The organism is Methanoregula sp. (assembly GCF_023227875.1).
Taxonomy (GTDB): Archaea; Halobacteriota; Methanomicrobia; order Methanomicrobiales; family Methanospirillaceae; genus Methanoregula.
The window spans coordinates 21,163-36,931 of sequence record NZ_JALOCH010000002.1; the positions used below are offsets into that span (position 1 = coordinate 21,163).

The 15,769-nt window shown below is 58.7% G+C and carries 17 protein-coding genes; 11 read left to right on the plus strand and 6 right to left on the minus strand.

Annotation, left to right across the window (positions count from 1 at the left end):
* The first annotated feature begins 126 nt into the window (after nucleotides 1-126).
* The 3 genes from M0R30_RS02410 to fdhD are packed head-to-tail and all read left to right on the plus strand — an operon-like array spanning nucleotide 127 to nucleotide 2,129.
* Nucleotides 127-468 carry a transcriptional regulator gene (locus M0R30_RS02410; protein WP_292542859.1) on the plus strand — a complete coding sequence of 114 codons (342 nt, stop codon included), beginning with the start codon at nucleotides 127-129 and terminating at the stop codon, nucleotides 466-468.
* Between the two features lie 45 nt (nucleotides 469-513).
* The gene (larE, locus tag M0R30_RS02415) at nucleotides 514-1,314 is read left to right on the plus strand and encodes an ATP-dependent sacrificial sulfur transferase LarE (RefSeq protein ID WP_292542862.1); all 801 of its coding nucleotides are present in this window, start codon (nucleotides 514-516) and stop codon (nucleotides 1,312-1,314) included.
* Entirely contained in the window at nucleotides 1,311-2,129 is an 819-nt protein-coding gene (fdhD, locus tag M0R30_RS02420) for a formate dehydrogenase accessory sulfurtransferase FdhD (RefSeq protein WP_292542865.1), read from the plus strand. The genes larE and fdhD overlap by 4 nt, the downstream gene beginning before the upstream one ends.
* Here the strand turns inward: fdhD and M0R30_RS02425 are convergent, their stop codons facing one another.
* Nucleotides 2,130-3,107 carry a TIGR00269 family protein gene (locus M0R30_RS02425; protein WP_292542867.1) on the minus strand — a complete coding sequence of 326 codons (978 nt, stop codon included), beginning with the start codon at nucleotides 3,105-3,107 and terminating at the stop codon, nucleotides 2,130-2,132.
* Nucleotides 3,070-3,264: a MoaD/ThiS family protein gene (locus tag M0R30_RS02430; protein ID WP_292542869.1), complete on the minus strand. Its 195-nt coding sequence runs from the start codon at nucleotides 3,262-3,264 to the stop codon at nucleotides 3,070-3,072. The genes M0R30_RS02425 and M0R30_RS02430 overlap by 38 nt, the downstream gene beginning before the upstream one ends.
* Before the next feature lie 106 nt (nucleotides 3,265-3,370).
* On the opposite strand from M0R30_RS02430, the gene nadA reads away from it, so the two are divergent.
* Genes nadA through M0R30_RS02445 form a run of 3 tightly spaced genes read left to right on the plus strand, consistent with a single transcriptional unit; the run spans nucleotide 3,371 to nucleotide 5,935 of the window.
* The gene (gene nadA / locus M0R30_RS02435) at nucleotides 3,371-4,288 is read left to right on the plus strand and encodes a quinolinate synthase NadA (RefSeq protein ID WP_292542872.1); all 918 of its coding nucleotides are present in this window, start codon (nucleotides 3,371-3,373) and stop codon (nucleotides 4,286-4,288) included.
* A gap of 29 nt (nucleotides 4,289-4,317) precedes the next feature.
* Nucleotides 4,318-4,905 (plus strand): thiamine-phosphate synthase family protein, encoded by a 588-nt coding sequence (locus tag M0R30_RS02440; protein ID WP_292542874.1) that lies wholly within the window; start codon nucleotides 4,318-4,320, stop codon nucleotides 4,903-4,905.
* Complete coding sequence (locus tag M0R30_RS02445) at nucleotides 4,892-5,935, plus strand: AIR synthase family protein (RefSeq protein ID WP_292542877.1); 1,044 nt, start codon at nucleotides 4,892-4,894, stop codon at nucleotides 5,933-5,935. Before M0R30_RS02440 ends, M0R30_RS02445 begins: the two co-directional genes overlap by 14 nt.
* Nucleotides 5,936-5,940: 5 nt before the next feature.
* Here the strand turns inward: M0R30_RS02445 and M0R30_RS02450 are convergent, their stop codons facing one another.
* From M0R30_RS02450 to M0R30_RS02460, 3 genes are read right to left on the minus strand one after another with little or no spacing between them, the layout of a single operon-like run.
* Nucleotides 5,941-6,180 (minus strand): hypothetical protein, encoded by a 240-nt coding sequence (locus M0R30_RS02450; RefSeq protein WP_292542879.1) that lies wholly within the window; start codon nucleotides 6,178-6,180, stop codon nucleotides 5,941-5,943.
* A gap of 9 nt (nucleotides 6,181-6,189) precedes the next feature.
* Nucleotides 6,190-6,963: a hypothetical protein gene (locus tag M0R30_RS02455; protein ID WP_292542881.1), complete on the minus strand. Its 774-nt coding sequence runs from the start codon at nucleotides 6,961-6,963 to the stop codon at nucleotides 6,190-6,192.
* Nucleotides 6,964-6,981: 18 nt separating this feature from the next.
* Nucleotides 6,982-7,656 (minus strand): SOS response-associated peptidase, encoded by a 675-nt coding sequence (locus M0R30_RS02460; protein WP_292542884.1) that lies wholly within the window; start codon nucleotides 7,654-7,656, stop codon nucleotides 6,982-6,984.
* Between the two features lie 108 nt (nucleotides 7,657-7,764).
* Between M0R30_RS02460 and M0R30_RS02465 the strand changes: the two genes are divergently transcribed.
* The 5 genes from M0R30_RS02465 (at nucleotide 7,765) to M0R30_RS02485 (ending at nucleotide 13,607) form a co-directional block, all read left to right on the plus strand.
* Entirely contained in the window at nucleotides 7,765-8,292 is a 528-nt protein-coding gene (locus tag M0R30_RS02465) for a hypothetical protein (protein WP_292542887.1), read from the plus strand.
* Nucleotides 8,293-8,553, plus strand: coding sequence for a hypothetical protein (locus M0R30_RS02470; RefSeq protein ID WP_292542889.1), 261 nt, complete (start codon nucleotides 8,293-8,295; stop codon nucleotides 8,551-8,553). It begins immediately after the preceding gene.
* Nucleotides 8,540-10,561 (plus strand): type B DNA-directed DNA polymerase, encoded by a 2,022-nt coding sequence (locus M0R30_RS02475; protein WP_292542892.1) that lies wholly within the window; start codon nucleotides 8,540-8,542, stop codon nucleotides 10,559-10,561. The genes M0R30_RS02470 and M0R30_RS02475 overlap by 14 nt, the downstream gene beginning before the upstream one ends.
* A gap of 64 nt (nucleotides 10,562-10,625) precedes the next feature.
* Nucleotides 10,626-12,128, plus strand: a complete 1,503-nt coding sequence (locus M0R30_RS02480; RefSeq protein WP_292542893.1) for a small ribosomal subunit Rsm22 family protein — start codon at nucleotides 10,626-10,628, stop codon at nucleotides 12,126-12,128.
* Between the two features lie 90 nt (nucleotides 12,129-12,218).
* Nucleotides 12,219-13,607 (plus strand): hypothetical protein, encoded by a 1,389-nt coding sequence (locus M0R30_RS02485; protein ID WP_292542895.1) that lies wholly within the window; start codon nucleotides 12,219-12,221, stop codon nucleotides 13,605-13,607.
* A 360-nt stretch (nucleotides 13,608-13,967) separates the two neighbouring features.
* Here the strand turns inward: M0R30_RS02485 and M0R30_RS02490 are convergent, their stop codons facing one another.
* Nucleotides 13,968-15,767, minus strand: a complete 1,800-nt coding sequence (locus tag M0R30_RS02490) for a PKD domain-containing protein (RefSeq protein WP_292542899.1) — start codon at nucleotides 15,765-15,767, stop codon at nucleotides 13,968-13,970.
* Nucleotides 15,768-15,769 lie beyond the last annotated feature (2 nt).

Here is a 15,769-nt window from a genome sequence, read left to right on the forward strand (position 1 = left end):
TGATGCAGGAGTGCACCGGCCGACATGACGGGACTGCGCTAAGGTATTTGTGCTGCCACAACCAATTCACAATTGTGAATGCAATCTATTATGTCGGGAATGTAACAAAATAAAGGTTGTGTTGTGATGGAAGCTCCCTGTCAGAAGATCGTGTGGGACGTCCTGCCGGCCATCCGTGCCGCAATTGCGGTGGAACTGGTCAGGTGCGGGGTATCCCAGGTGGAAGCGGCGCGGATGCTCGAGATAGCACCCTCCGCAGTATCGCAGTACCTGTCAGGTAAACGCGGGTACAGGATTGAATTTGAGAACGATGTGAAAAAAACGATTGAACTGCTGGCACAGGACTTAAAAGAGGGAAAGGACCTCGACCTTGTCCAGCGCACCTGCGATATCTGCCATCAGCTGCGTGAAGGCGAGGAAGACCAATGTGGTGGTTCCATTGCCCCCCGTGAGCGGTGCGGTTCGTAAACCATATCATCCCCATAACCCCGTTTTTTCGTTCGTGATGTGACCATGAGTATTCCCGGGAAAAAACAGGCGCTTCTGGAGAATATCCGGAAGCACGGTTCCATGCTGGTCGCTTTTTCCGGAGGAACCGACAGCACGCTCCTTGCCACCCTTGCCCGCGAAGCATTGGGAGAGAAGAGCAGCTGCGTCCTTCTCGACAGCCCCGTGGTCCCACGTGCAGCGGTCGAAGATGCGAAAACGATCGCTGCGGAGCTCGGGCTTGCGCTCGATATCATCGCAGTCCCTCACCTCGAGGACGACACATTCTGCAGCAACCCGGAGAACCGGTGTTATCATTGCAAGAAGATCTCGGCATCATATCTCAGGCAGCGGGCAACAGAACTCGGCCTTGCCTGTATCGCCGACGGCATGAACGTCTCTGACACCCGCGAGCACCGCCCGGGCCTTGCCGCCTCCACGGAGGAGGGAATTTTTCACCCGTTTATCGAGACCGGGTGCACGAAACTGGACATTCGGGATATCGCGAGGGAGTGTGGCCTCGCGGTCTGGCAAAAACCATCCGCAGCCTGCCTCTCTTCCCGCATCCCGTACGGCGACCCGATCACGCCGGAGAAGCTCCGGATGATTGAGGAGGCCGAAGCATACCTTGCAGATCGTGAATTCGGGCAACTCCGCGTACGCCTGCACGGGAATATTGCAAGGATAGAAGTACATAAAGAGGTGAGGGGAAGAATACTGGAGCAGATGGATGACATATCCGCACGCCTCCGGTCACTCGGGTTCTCCTACGTCACGCTCGACCTTGAGGGCTACCGCAGCGGCAGCATGGACGAGGTGCTGAAATGACGCGGTCATCAGGTCCTCCGGGAAAACAGAATATGACGGGCAACACCATGTTCAGGAGACTCCCCTGTATCAAGGTCGATGGCGAGAAAACAAAATCTGACCTCCACGAAGTGATCGAGGAGGTCCCGCTCGCCCTGTTCGTGAACGGGCGGCACGCGATGACGGCGATGATGAGCCCGGTCCAGCTCGAGGACTTCGTGACCGGCTACCTCTTCACCGAGCAGATCATCAAAGGCGTGGACGAGATCGAGTCGATCAAGATCGATAAGAACAGGATGAGCGTCATCACAAAGAACCTCTTCAAGGTGCTGGGCCCTAAGAAGACCATCCTCTCAGGCTGCGGCGGGAGCACATCCTTTATCGACACCGAAAAACTCCCGAAGATCCATTCCGATTATTCGATCAGCACCGCAGATATCTGGACAATGGGAAAGGCAGTCCTGAACTCCGAGCTCCACATTACAACGGGAGGGATCCATATCGTAGCGCTTCTTGACCGGCAGAAGGTCATCTCCGTATCCGAGGACATCGGGAGGCACAATGCCCTTGACCGGGTGATCGGGTACGCACTCAGGTACAAAATCGACCTCTCCCGGACCTACGTGATCGTCTCCGGGCGGATCTCTTCAGAGATGGTGCGCAAGTGCCTTATTGCAAATATCCCCATCATCGTCTCCCGCGGGGCGACAACCACGCTTGCGGTGGAAACTGCAGAAAAGACCGGGCTGACCGTGGTCGGGTTTGCGCGGAGCAGCAAGATGGTGATCTACACCCACACGGAACGCATCGAAGGGGCAGTCCCCGCCCCGCAGTGATTATTGAGATAGGGTCTTTTTCAGGGTGCAGAGCTGGCAGATCTCCCCGCTGCACGAGTCCCCGCATTCCCTGCAATGACGGACCGGTTCCTCTTCCAGCCTGCCGGCACACTGCGCCTCGATCCTGGTTTTACTCTCCATCAGGTGCAGCATCGTGCCGGGGTATTTCGATTCGAGCGATGCAAGCATACCCCGTACCTCTCCGCGGAGGGCGTGGACCGCATACGGGCATTCGGGAAGGTCTGCCCATGCCCCGTGCAGCATGAGGTACACGGCAATTTCCTTCTCTGATATGAACATGAGGGGCTTGATGCGGGGGATGAACCGTCCTTTTGAATCGCTGCCGGAGTCCCGCACGAGCCGGGGCAGGTCGCCCCGGAGCACGTTCATGAAAACCGACTGCGCCTCGTCATCAAGGTTATGTCCGGTGGCAAGTTTTGTTGCGCCCGCCCGGTCTGCCGCAACATTGAGCGCCTTCCGCCGCAGGATCCCGCAGACGCTACATGCCTCGGGTTCCCGGCCCTTCAGGAACGCATCGAGCGTTCCTCCAAAGAGTTCGGTAAAAGAGATGCTGGCATGATCCAGCCCGTACTGCATGACCAGCCGGTCTGCTGAACGGATCGTATCCTCGCGGTAGCCGGCAATCCCTTCATCGATGGTGACCGCAGAGAGGCGGACGGAATCCCATGAGGGCAGGAGCCGGGCGAGGATCATCAGGAGGGCCGTGCTGTCCTTGCCGCCGCTCAGAGCAATGACCACGTGGTCGCCCGGGATGATCAGGTTCTTGGACCGGATTGTGTCTGCAACGCGCTTCTCGATATCTGCGATGAAATGCTCCCGGCAGAGGTGACGGCCGGTCTTTTTGTCATGGAAGACTGCAGGTCCACTACAGCGGTCGCACCGGGGTGTTTTTACCGGAACGTCATCGCAGGCCACAGCCTCATCCCCCGTGGGCGATCCGGATGATCCGGACCTCATCCGTGTTCTCCACAACGGCATCTTCCGTAACCAGCGTTCCGTTCCGTGCAACGATCACCCCGACTGGATCGAACCCGAGATCGCGGACGAGCGTTTCAACCGTCACCGGACCGGGTCCGGCATCGCGGCAGCTCTTGTCCGGAAGGATGATCTTCATACAATAGTCAGGTACTGGGAGGGCTTTATGCATAAACATCCGCTTGGAGGGCGCTGCCCGGGAGCGTCGGTTTAATAAAAACCTGCGATGAACTGGATACAGGATTATGGACAGGATGACGGGTTCTGCGCATATCGTTGAGGAGATCGCGAGGCTCAAAAAAGAGCAAAACGCGATCCTCCTCGTCCACAACTACCAGCCGGCGGAGGTCCAGGACATTGCTGACATCACCGGCGATTCGCTCGAACTCTCCCGGGCTGCTGCGACCATGGAGGGGGATGTCATCGTCTTCTGTGGCGTGGACTTCATGGCCGAGACCGCCGCGATCCTCTCTCCCAATAAAACCGTCCTGCTCCCCGCGGAGGAAGCCTGCTGCCCGATGGCGCAGATGATCTCAGCAGATGAACTGAGGCTTGCAAAGGAGCGACACCCGGACGCGGCGGTGGTCTGCTACGTGAACTCTTCGGCCGACGTGAAGGCCGAGAGCGACATCTGCTGCACGTCATCGAACGCAGTGAAGGTCGTCAACTCCGTCAAGGAGGACACCATCATCTTCGTCCCCGACCGGAACCTCGGGCAGTACGCCCAGCGGTTCACGAAGAAGAAAATCCTCCCGTGGGAAGGGTTCTGCATTGTCCACGACCGGATCACCCCGGCACAGGTACACGAGGCACGGGCTGCCCACCCGGACGCCGTCCTCCTCGTCCATCCCGAGTGCCGGCCGGAGGTAATCGACCTCGCCGACCATGTCGAAAGTACCTCCGGTATCATCCGCCAGGTATGTGCATCAAAAAAGAAGGAGTTCATCATCGGGACAGAGAACGGGATCCTGCACCGGCTCAAAAAAGAGTGCCCGGATAAGTGCTGTTATCCCCTCTCAACAGATGCAATCTGCCGGAACATGAAGAAAACAAACCTTACCAAGGTTCGCGATTCCTTACAGACGCTCCGGCCCCGCATCACCGTGCCGGAAGATATCGCAGACCGGGCACGGGGCGCGATCGAGCGGATGCTTGTACTCTGACCCCCATAAAACACCGGAGGCTTTTGACCATGACAGACAGTGAACTTATAGAGATGTACGGAAAGATGGTTCTCGCTCTCGACCAGATCGAGCGCTGCCGGGAATTTGCAGCAATCATCCCGGAAGTACGGTCGAACCTCGTCTTTGCCCGGGAGAATGCAAAGACCCGCGACGATGTACTTGCCGTTGATGGCAGGATCACCGTTGTTAAGGGCATGCCCCATGCGGCGGGAAAAACAGTGTTCGGTGCATCCAGCCACATGGCACGGCTGATCGTCGAATACCGGAAGTATGACCCATCGGTACGGGCAGGGATTGATTTTGCCAATAACCCTGACTTTGCCCGGTGGCTCGAGCAGTATTGCGCAAAGAACGGGTGGGCGTTCAGTGTCATTGACCGGAGGAACGAACCGGACGAGATCAAGGAAGCGGAAGGTGCATCCATGCCATGGAAAGTGAAGGAGGCCGTACGGGCGGCGGGAGGCAGGCCCCCGAAGATCTTCTACGAGACCGGTGCAATAGGGAAAGAACCGGTCTCGGTCCTGGTTGGCCGGGACCCGCTTGAGATTGCCGGACAGATCTGCACAATCGCGAAGTTATACCATGACCGCAGGTAACCCCAAGATCGGGAAGATCGATCACCGGCTGTTCACTGAATTCCTCCTCCACCGCCTCGGCAAGAGCGACCCGTCGGTCATTGTCCCCCCGAGGACGGGGATCGATGCGGGGGTCGTGGATATCGGCAACGGGAACGTACTGATTATTGCCGAGGACCCGATCTTTGCGGTACCGAAACAACCGCTCGATATGTTCGGCTGGTATACGGTCCACATCGGCGCAAGCGACGTGGCGGTCATGGGTGTAAGGCCGCAGTACATGACCTATTCGCTCCTCCTCCCGCCGGAGACCAGCGATGCTGATTTCCGGACCATCGTTGATTCGATCCACCGGACCGCCGTTGAACTGGGAATCGCCATTGTCGGGGGGCATACCGGGTACTACCCCGGGTTTGCAGCCCCGACCATCGGGGGAATTACCGTCTTTGCCATTGCGGCGAAGGACTCGTACGTGACGCCCGCGGGAGCACGGCCGGGCAATGACGTGATCCTGACCAAGGGGCCGGCCATCGAGACTGCCGGAATTCTCTCGGTCCTGCGCGAAGCGGATTTACAGAAGAACTACCCGGATGAGTTGATCCGCAAGGCACAGGCACTCTGCCGGCAGATGACCGTGGTTGAAGATGCGCTCACGGCAATGGCTGCCGGGGGAGTCACCGCCATGCACGATGCCACCGAGGGGGGTGTGATCGGCGGCCTCTTCGAGATCGCCGATGCAAGCGGCGTCGGGATGATTATTGACGAGTCGCGCTTCGTATACCCGGAAGAGGTGAGGATGGTATGCAAGACGTTTGGCATCGATCCCGTAGCCGCAATCGCCGAGGGATCGCTCCTTATTACTGCGGACCCGGCCAGTTCAGGAAAGATTATCGATGCGCTTGCCCGGGCCGGTATCCTATCCTCGGTGATCGGGACCGTTACTGCCGATCCATCGGAACGGATCATGAAACGACGGGACGGCACGAGCATTCCCCTCGCGATACCTGCACAGGACCCGTTCTGGCCGGTCTTCTTCGAGAGCGTTGTATAATCCCGTTACACCTGCTTTTTTTGCGCCATTATCTTGTTGTATGTCTCCTCGCCCACGCACTCTTTCGCGTACTTGCACCACTGGACGCAGGATATGGTATCGTTGTATACGACAAAACCGCAGTTGCTGCACTTCACCAAGATATCGTTTGAGAAGAGTTCGACTTCCTCACCGCACTGCGGGCACTTTTTAATAGCAAGCGTCGGGGTGCGGAGGTTTGCGGCACCGGGGCAGTGGTCGAGCATATACAATAATCACCGTTCCGGTATTTTGAAGTACGGACAGGCGGTCATGCAGGCAGTGCAGGTTCCCCGGATCTCAACGCAGGAGACCGCCGTGTTCAGGAGCACCGTGATGAGCCGTGCACTGTACCTCCCCCGCATCAGCCGCCATGCAAGGGGACGAAACAGGGTGGGGACGTAATCGGTGAGGTTACGGCATAAGGTCTGCGTCACAACCCCGTCATGGATCGCTCCCGCTTTACAGGCAGTGACGCACCGGTTGCAGTGCGTGCAGGCCGCAGTGCCGTCCGAAGTCGGGAAGGGTCCGATGACCTCGTCCGTGAGAACGGCGGCGAGTGCGAGCCGGTTGCCATACCGGGGATGGATCAGGAGCCCGTTATCACCAAGGGTGCCAAAGCCGGCATCCGCAGCGCAGTGCTTGAGCGAGAGCCGGCCCCGGAGGATCCCGTCTTCCACAACAAGGTGGTGGAACGGGACGATCGCAACGGATCGCGAACCCCACCGTTCGAGCAGATCGCGGAGAGCATACGTCGTGGATTCAAGGGCATGCTTGATCGCGTTCGTCTCTTCGGACTGCTCCCGCTCCGTGCCGGAGAAGAAGCGGTCCGGCATTACGACCCCGAAGATGATGATCGTCCGGCAGCACGGGAGAAGGTCGCGGGGGTGCCTGCCTGCCGGTGCCCCGATAGCTGCGACATCGGCGACACAATAGGCCGTGATGTGCCGGCCGGAAAAGAAATCCGCAAGAGTGTCGGGGCTGACGGGAACGGATGCGGGGCTGCTCATGGGATACCGTACCGTCCGTCACGCAAGCCCATAAAGGGGGCGGATCAGGCCCTCGTCGTCTGCGGCCGGGTTATTGACCCGGTCGGAGACCGCCGTTTTCTCCATCGCAGATGCAGGGTAGGGCGCAAGGATTCCGGCCAGCTCCTGTGGGGCGAGCGGCTCGTGGGAAAGCCAGCGCTGCTCGTTCTCCCGCGAAAGGATCACCGGCATCCGGTCATGGACTTCGCCCACCAGGGCGTTCGGGCCGCAGGTGATGATGGTGTAGGTCAACACGGACTGTCCGTCCATACCCTGCCACGTATCATACAGCCCGGCGAATGCAAAGAGCGGGCTCTCCGGCAGGTGAAAGTAAAACGGGACTTTCCGCTTCCCTTCCTTCTTCCACTCATAGAACCCGGACGCCGGCACGAGACAGCGTCCCGTTGTCAGGAGGGCCCGGAACACCTGCTTCTCCGCAAGCGTCTCTGCCCGGGCATTGATCGGTTTCTGTGCAGGTCCCGGATCATTTGTCCAGCGGGGGACCAGTCCCCATCGCATCAGGGCGATCTCATCCTCCTCCTTCCGGACAATGACCGGCATCTCGCTCGCGGGACTGACATTGAAATGCGAGCGGGCGCCGATCATCGGGTTGTGCACCCGGAACCGGTTGCCGAGGTCGTCGATACAGACGAGCGAGTACCTGCCGCACATCATTCACCTTTTCTCCTCCACCCGTTCATCAATCTTGCGATAGACCCCGGCCACTTTCACCCCCCGCCAGCCTGAGCCTTATCCATATCAGTGCAGCAGGGATCTGGTGCCATGCTGATAGAACTCTCGCGAGGGGTGACCATCCACCCGGGCTCATTCACCGCCGTGATCGCACCGGAACGGAGGATCCTTCTTGCCCTCAACGGCAACAAAGACCTCCAGCGCTTCCTCTTCCTTTACGTCAGCGGGAACTACTCGCGCCTCCTCACCGGGATCAGCCGCACGTCCGGCAACTTCGAGGTACGGAGGCCTTTTACTGCCGACCAGCTCCTCTCCGTGATCAACGAATCGGGCCACACGATCCTCTTTGTCGAGCACGACCCGACCCTCTTTGACGGTGCGGAGCGGCTGTACGAGCCGGTGGCATCGGCACTGAAGCAGGCCGGGCGCGAGGCGCTGGTGCTCCTGTGGGCACCGGCAAACGACCGGTCGTTTGCGGCACTGGCCCGCAGGGCAGACCGGATCATCGAGATCATTGCCGAGGACACGGGTCCAAAAGGGTACGGGCTTCCCGGGCGCAGGCCCGGCCGTGCGGGCAGCGGTGCTCCCGGGGCACAGCGGACGCTGGAGGTGTCATGAATGGGCAGGAGTTTTGCGAGTATACGGCAGGGCGTGAAGGGCCTCTCAGAGCACTGGGCCCGGGTCCCGCATGCGCTCAGGCCGGAGGACCGGGCGCCGGCGGAACACCTTGTGGCAATCACAAAACGGCATTCGAGTGCAGCGTTCTTTGGCTGTGACGACCCGCTGGAGGCGGCGGTCTTCTCATCGCTGGTCGAGATCGCCCGTCACCACGAGAAGATCACCCGTGATGGGGAGGAGGCGCCCGGTGTGGGTCCTTGACTCGGCATACCGCAGCGGGGGGGTCGATCTCTGGGGTAAAGAGGGATCGGGCAGGGTGCAACGGGTCCACCACGAGTACAACCCCCCGTTCTTCTTCTGCCTTCCCGACCCGGACGCCTACCATGAGATGACCGAAGCGCTCGAAGAGGCTTACCGTGCGGAGCCGTGCACGTTTGCAACCATCTTTGGTGAATGCGAGGGATTCAGGGTCTTTGCCGGGCGCCCGGTGGCAGAGGCGATCGAGCAGCAAACGGGATTTGCCGCGCAACTTTTCAACGTGGATGTGCGGCGCGACCAGCGCTTCATGGCAGAAGAGGGGATCATTCCCTGCAGCACGGAGATGCGCACCCGGTTCTCTCCGGAGATCCCCCATAACCTGGAGATCATGGAGATACGGATCGCTGGTGACCCCTCCCTCTCCCGGACCTGCACGGAGATCTCGGTTGTCCACGGGCGCACCGAACGCCTCTTTGGGGATGAGCGCGAGGTGCTCTCCGATCTCTTCTCCCTTGTTTCAGCGTATGACCCCGATGTCGTCCTCATGGCCCATGCCGACCGCTGGATGACCATACTGCAGGAGAAGGGGCGCAGGGCCGGGTTCACCCTCCCGTTCAGCAGGAACGGGAAGTACCGCACCATGGGCTCGCGTTCATACTGGAGTTACGGCAGGGTCGAGCACAAGAACGCGGCACTCATCCCAGACGGCAGGATCTTGATCGACACCGAAGAGTCGTTCGTGTACAACGAAGGCGGCCTTGGCGGTGTCCTCATGGCTGCCCGGCTCTCGGGGCTCTCCCCGAGCCTTGCATCCCGGCTCACCCCGGGCACGCTCATCTCCTCGTACGAGACCTACGAGGCGGTGCGGCGGGGGATCGCGGTGCCGTTCCGGAAGAGCGACGCAGAAGCATTAAGGAAACTCGCTTCGCTCAGGACCGGTGACCGGGGCGGGATGATGTTCCAGCCGGAGCCCGGCATCTTTGAGGACGTGGACGAGATCGATTTCACCTCGATGTACCCCTCCATCATTGTCAGGGCAAACCTCTCCCCGGAGACCATTGCTGACCCGGAGACGGCGGAGCGGGGCTTCCTCCCCATTGCCCTCGAACCGCTGCTGAACATGCGGATCGCGATAAAACAGCAGAAGAAGACCGATCCCTCAGTTGCCGGCATCGATGCAATCCTCAAGTGGATGCTCGTCACCTGCTTCGGCTACACCGGCTACAAGAACGCAAAGTTCGGCAGGATCGAGGTGCACGAGGCAATCACCGCCCGGTCCCGCGAGATCCTGCTCCAGGCAAAAGCGGCTGCGGACGAGATGGGCTTCACCGTGCTGCACGGTAACGTGGACTGCCTCTGGGTGCAGGGTCCGCGGGCCCCCGCACTGCAGGAGCGGATCACCCGGCAGTCGGGGCTCCTCACCGAGGTCGAGCACCTGGACTGGATCGTCTTCCTCCCGCAGAACGATGGCTCCGGGGCATACACCCGCTACTATGGCAGGCATCCGGACGGCAGCGTCAAAGTGCGGGGCATTGCCGCACGCCGGCACGACACGCCGGAGTATATCCGGAAGATGCAGGCCGAGATGTTTGCCGTCATGGGCAGGGCAGGGTCGATTGCGGAACTTGAAGGCGTGTGGGATGATGTCCACCGCATTTACCGGGATGCCGCGGCACGGCTCCCGTCGGCACCCGTACAGGAGATGGTCATCAGTCGGAGGATCAGCCGGCTGAAGTATGCCCACCGCTGCATCGAGGGGGCAGCGGTCGTTGCGTACCGCCAGAGGGGGACTGATATCGCGCCTGGCATGAAGATCCGGTATGTTGTGCGGGACGCCCGTACGTACCAGGTCGACCCGGCAGGGGATGCAGAGAACTTTGACATCCCATACTACCGACAGCTGCTGGAGAAGGCATGGAAAGAAGTCGCGTACGCGTTCACAGCAGGAAGGGAGCCCGGGAACCGGCCGTTTATCTGCCCGGATTACGGGCAGGTGGCAACCGGCCCGTAGCCGCTACGGGCAATGCATTCAGGCAAAGATGTATGTGGGCAGGTCACCAAGTATCCGGCAGGCTATGGCCGGACACTCCCTCATCACTACAGTAAAATACGTTGCCGGAACGAGACCGGCTTTTCATCTTTCAGAGATTATTCCTTATCTCGACGACCCGGTGTCGGTCGACGAGATCTACCGGATTATCTCCCCGGAATTGCCCCGATTGGGCCTTACCGCAAAAAAGACCGGCGATGATGTTGAGATCTCGCGGGTCCTTCCCGGTCCAGCATATATCCTGAATGACCGGGAGCAAAAGCGGATCGATACATTCCTTGCCGGGCGGGAGATACCGGTCACCCTTGCGGAAGCGATCGAACGGTACATCACCAAAAAGGCAGCGAAGGACTGGAATGATCCCACGGTCATCGAACGGCTCCGCAAGGCGATCACTGCGCAGAAGGACGACTACTGGAAACCCTCGCACAAGCGGTCCCTGCGGTACACGAAGGGGTACCGCGTGCTCGGCTACCTCGCGTACCACTTCCCGGTCTATTTCATGCAGACAGAGCACCTGCTCGCGGGGCTTGCCCGTGACGGCCTGCTTAAGAAGAGCATGACCATACTCGATGTCGGTACCGGACCGGGGGTTGTCCCGCTCGCTATCGCCGATCTCTGGTCGCGGCTCGATGGTGCCCGTGCTGCCGTTTATTCCATCGAACGCTCGGAGGAGCATATCGAGGCGTTCCTCTCCCTGCGGGACGCGTTTGTGCCCCGGGGAGGACCCGTCTCGATTAAGCCTCCCGTAAAGGCGGATATGCTGGAACCGCTCCCCTCCACCCTGCCGGAAAAGTTCGATCTCATCATCTTCTCCAACGTTCTCAACGAGTTGCCGGAGAGTCCGGTGGAGACCCAGGCAGGGATTGTGGAGAGGATAACGGAACGGCTGGCCCCCGAAGGGACGGTCCTGATCATTGAGCCCGCTGACGAAGATAATTCCACCCGCATGCGGACCCTTACCGCTGAGCTGCACCAACGCGGGATTTTTATCCATGCCCCCTGCTCGTTCATCCGTGGAACCCCCTGCACAGCCCCCCGTTGCTGGAGTTTTACCACAGCCCCGGTCATCCGGCCGACACGGCTGATGGAGGCGCTCGCCCGGTGCGAGGAGTCATACCGGTACGTGAACATCGATATCAAGTACAGTTATGCCATGTTGCGGAAGGACGGTGTCCGCAGGGACGGGTACCGGGTCTCCCCCGGCTCGAAGTTCCTTCGGCTCTCAAAACTGCACAGTGCCGTTGAAAAACGGGTCAATGTCGCGGTCGTGAAGATGAGCGGGGAACTGGGGGATGTAAAGAACCACCTCTTCAAGGTCTGCGACGGGACGGCAAAGACGCCGGTTTATGCGGTCCTCCCCGCATTCCATATGACACCCGGCAACGAGGCGCTCAGGTCGGCACCGTACGGCACGGTGCTGGAGATGAGGGGCGTGCTGGTCCGGTACAACAAGGCGCATGATGCCTATAACCTTCTCGTGAGCAGGAACACGGAGATACAGATACCGGGTGCGGACGACCAGTAACGGTTCTGGCGTGAAAGCGGTTTTAGGGGACTGTAGTGATTATTATCAGGGAGCCCTACAGTAAATACAAGTATACAACAGTGGGGCCCTATGGATAACCTGAACCTGGACAGTGGTGAGTCCGCCATTTATACAACACAGGAACTCATCATTGATGGCATCGGCTACGTGGCCATCCTTACCGGCAGCAGGCTCATCCTCATCGATAACGATTCGGGCATCCCGCGGGAGAGTATCCCCTATGCCGGTATCACCCTTGCGGTTGCAGGCACGAACCGGCTGCGTGAACCGGTGATACAACTCACGGTCAGTGCGCCGGACGGGAGTGCCCGCGAGATCGAGCTCATTTTTATCTATCAGGATGCCCACAGGAATTTCCAGAACCGGGACAGGTGCATGGCGGTCATCAGGGACCAGGGGGTCCCGGCCCGGCTGGAACCGTATCGTGCCACATCATCGTCAATCAGCAGGAAGGAGAGCATGGATGCCGGGACACTGGAACTTGATCAGCCGTCAGGCCGCCCGGCTGTCCCGGAATGGACCATCTATGGCATGGGGCAGGGCAGTAAAAATACCCTGCCGGAAGAACCCCCTCCGACGTCACCGCTTGTTACGTTCATTGTGGTGATCCTGGTTGCCGCCATCTTTATCGCGGCGATGATCGTCCCGATACCGGGGCCAGGCGGGAACCCGGGGGAGTCGCAGCAGGCCCCGGTAAAAACCAGTGTTACCGCGATACCAACCCCTGCGCCAACCGTGACCTCCACCCCGGTGGCAACTCCCGTACCGGTTGCTACGCTTCAGCCCGGTGCTGTACCGCCAAACGGCATCTGGGTGAAGATATCGTACCCGGGGAGTTATGCGGGCTCTCTCTCTGCCGGGGGATGGCGAATGGATGTGGACAGTGATGGGACACAGATGTACCAGCTGCCGGTTCAGGACACCGTTGTTGACGGCTTCATTGAGAAAGCGGATGGGTCAGGGGATACCCTGGAAGTGGAGGTCTTTAACGGGGGCATACTGGTCGAGAGATATGTGACAACCAAACCCCGGGGCCTTGTTGAGATGCATGTCGCGGTAGGGCCGGCGATTGTAAACACGACCCTGCCCGCGCCACCATCCGTGCCTGTCGTGCCTGTCGTGCCTGTCGTGCCTGTCGTGCCTGTGATGACTACCCCGGTCCCGGTTGCTTTCCCGTCCCAATATGAGATACCTGCGACTGGCGTCTGGGTGCATGTTTCCTACCCGGGGAATTACACCGGCTCCATCAGTTCAAACGGACAGCGGCGGGAGATCGACGCCTCCGGGGACCAGAGGTACCAGTTGGTGATGAAGAGCGGGATGATCGATGGTGTACTGGAGAAAGCGGACGGATCCGTGAATACGCTGGAAATCGGGGTCTACAAAGACGGGACGCTGCTCGATCTCGCCAATACCTCCACACCACGGGGAGTTGCGGAGATCCATACGACACTATGAGGGGAGTGCCGGTAATAATTCGGAAAGAAAAAAATTAGGTGATTGTGTAACATCCACCAAAAGTTCGATAAACCTGAAACAAAAATTTTATTACCGCTCTTGGGGGCTCCGGCAAGCCTCCGCCCCCGCCGCTCGGGCATCCCCCGGTTGCGATAGTGCCGTATTACCACAACCTGTGTGTGCCCCCGATAGAGGTAATACCGAGGCATCGCAATGCGCCCCGTCCCCCCTCGGGGGACTGGCGGCGCAAGAGGGGGGCTGCATTTTTTGTGTTCTCCGGAGCGCAAATCTCAAAAAAAATCCTGAATTGGCTCAATACTAACCATGGGTTAGTGGTGGACTTTACCTAATCACCAAAAATTAAAACGGGTAATCATCAGCGCTGCTGAAATACGTTTCAAGATTCTTGAATGTTACCGTAGTCCCGCCACTGGTGACATCGAAGCCATCGCGGGCGATCACGACGCCCTCGAAGAATCCCCCGTTAAAGGTCACCTTCCCGTTGGGCGCAAATAACACACCCCGGATGCCACTGCCGCCAAGTCCGGTAATTGAGATATCGCCCGTGCTCGCGATAATGACTACATCATTTACCGAGGATGTCCAAGAACCTGATGCATAACTGTTGGCAAAAATTTTCAGGTTGTTTGTCAAAGGTCCGCTTGGGACATATCCACGCGCCGTATACCAATCTGCAGATTTTACCGAAGGTATCGCCGCGTCTGGCATGGTGAACCCTGGTACGGTATCCTGGTGGACGCATTTGTCTAAAATTGCCTGACTGAAGTATGCGGGGGCATGGAGCGTGCCGGTGTAGTAGATATGTGCACCATCGGCAAGCCATGGTGTCCAGTCTAAGGTAAGGTCACCATCAACGTACACGTTTCCATGAATCCGTGCATCTTTCAGTCTGAAATTCCCCCGGACGTACACATCGCCGTAGATATCCCGTGATCCGCTCAGCAGGTTCATATCGCCGGTGACATAGATATTCCCGGGATTGCTTGCCGATCCCAGACCTGCACTCCCGCCGTCAAGGATAACGTCCCCGTCAATGTAGATGGTGTTGACTGCGATTGAGGTACCTCCATTCAGGTCACTGGTTGTCAGGGATTTTGTGAGGACAACGGTGGCATCAGGCCCGGCAACATTGGCACCGGAGAAGCTTAACTGACTTCCGTAGACAAAGACATCCTCCTCGATGACATAATTTACAAAAGGAATATCTGTTATCTGGATGTAGTCCATCCTCATCATCGTATTGGAACCGGCGGTATTTGTCGCATTCAGGATTACGGAATAATTTCCCGGCGATACGTAAGTATGCTGCGGGTTTTGCAGGGAGGATACATTGCCATCGCCAAATGCCCACGACCATGATGTCGGATTGTATTCAGAGAGATCCGTGAACTGCACAGTCAGCGGTACGAAACCGGATGAGACATTAGCGGTAAAATTGGTGACAGGAACAGGGGTGCTCGATACCGTAATGGTTTTTGTTGCGGTGCTGTTGCCAAGGCTGTTCTGAACGGTCAGCGTCACTGTGTAGGTCCCGGATACGGTATACGTGTGTGCCGGGTTCTGGACAAGGGATACGGATCCATCGCCAAATGCCCATGACCATGAGGCAGGACTGTTTGTTGAGGTATCGGTGAACTGCACTGCCAGCGGGGCGGTACCTGATGAGACATCGGAAATAAAGGAGGCTACGGGAGCTGACGGACCTAAAGAGCTGCCCGGTGTACTGTTCGAGGCAAGAACAGATGTTGCGGACCCCCCCAGATACATTACCTGGACGTAGGATGAGGGCGACAGGTCGTTCATGGCAATAGTGAGTGTGTCTCCGATTGCCCAGTTGCCGGTCGGCGATGGAGATTTTATAACGGAACCAGAGGGTATTGTGTTGCCGTTTACCCGGATCTGGTAGTATCCTTCCGGTATGGGATCTCCACCGTCGTGAAAAATAGTGATAACGTTACCGTTTGAAGCGAACTGAAAATTTACCGCTGGAATCTTATGGGGCTGGGGCTGGGAAAACATGAAGACGCCGATGAGGGCAACTGCGCTGACAAAGATTGCAACAAGGACAAGCACACCGATCATTTCGGCAGCGGCAGAATCATCGTTTCGGGCTGGGATCAAGAGACGTTTGCCGGACATCC

Coding starts and splice junctions, on each gene's coding strand:
- M0R30_RS02460 (WP_292542884.1), bottom strand. CDS start 7,656: ATGATGTGCGGCAGGTACTCGCTCGTCTGTATCGACGACCTCGGCAAC.
- M0R30_RS02410 (WP_292542859.1), top strand. CDS start 127: ATGGAAGCTCCCTGTCAGAAGATCGTGTGGGACGTCCTGCCGGCCATC.
- M0R30_RS02425 (WP_292542867.1), bottom strand. CDS start 3,107: ATGAGGTCCGGATCATCCGGATCGCCCACGGGGGATGAGGCTGTGGCC.
- M0R30_RS02445 (WP_292542877.1), top strand. CDS start 4,892: ATGACCGCAGGTAACCCCAAGATCGGGAAGATCGATCACCGGCTGTTC.
- M0R30_RS02480 (WP_292542893.1), top strand. CDS start 10,626: ATGGCCGGACACTCCCTCATCACTACAGTAAAATACGTTGCCGGAACG.
- M0R30_RS02485 (WP_292542895.1), top strand. CDS start 12,219: ATGGATAACCTGAACCTGGACAGTGGTGAGTCCGCCATTTATACAACA.
- fdhD (WP_292542865.1), top strand. CDS start 1,311: ATGACGCGGTCATCAGGTCCTCCGGGAAAACAGAATATGACGGGCAAC.
- M0R30_RS02430 (WP_292542869.1), bottom strand. CDS start 3,264: ATGAAGATCATCCTTCCGGACAAGAGCTGCCGCGATGCCGGACCCGGT.
- M0R30_RS02490 (WP_292542899.1), bottom strand. CDS start 15,767: ATGTCCGGCAAACGTCTCTTGATCCCAGCCCGAAACGATGATTCTGCC.
- M0R30_RS02465 (WP_292542887.1), top strand. CDS start 7,765: ATGCTGATAGAACTCTCGCGAGGGGTGACCATCCACCCGGGCTCATTC.
- larE (WP_292542862.1), top strand. CDS start 514: ATGAGTATTCCCGGGAAAAAACAGGCGCTTCTGGAGAATATCCGGAAG.
- M0R30_RS02470 (WP_292542889.1), top strand. CDS start 8,293: ATGGGCAGGAGTTTTGCGAGTATACGGCAGGGCGTGAAGGGCCTCTCA.
- M0R30_RS02440 (WP_292542874.1), top strand. CDS start 4,318: ATGACAGACAGTGAACTTATAGAGATGTACGGAAAGATGGTTCTCGCT.
- nadA (WP_292542872.1), top strand. CDS start 3,371: ATGGACAGGATGACGGGTTCTGCGCATATCGTTGAGGAGATCGCGAGG.
- M0R30_RS02450 (WP_292542879.1), bottom strand. CDS start 6,180: ATGCTCGACCACTGCCCCGGTGCCGCAAACCTCCGCACCCCGACGCTT.
- M0R30_RS02455 (WP_292542881.1), bottom strand. CDS start 6,963: ATGAGCAGCCCCGCATCCGTTCCCGTCAGCCCCGACACTCTTGCGGAT.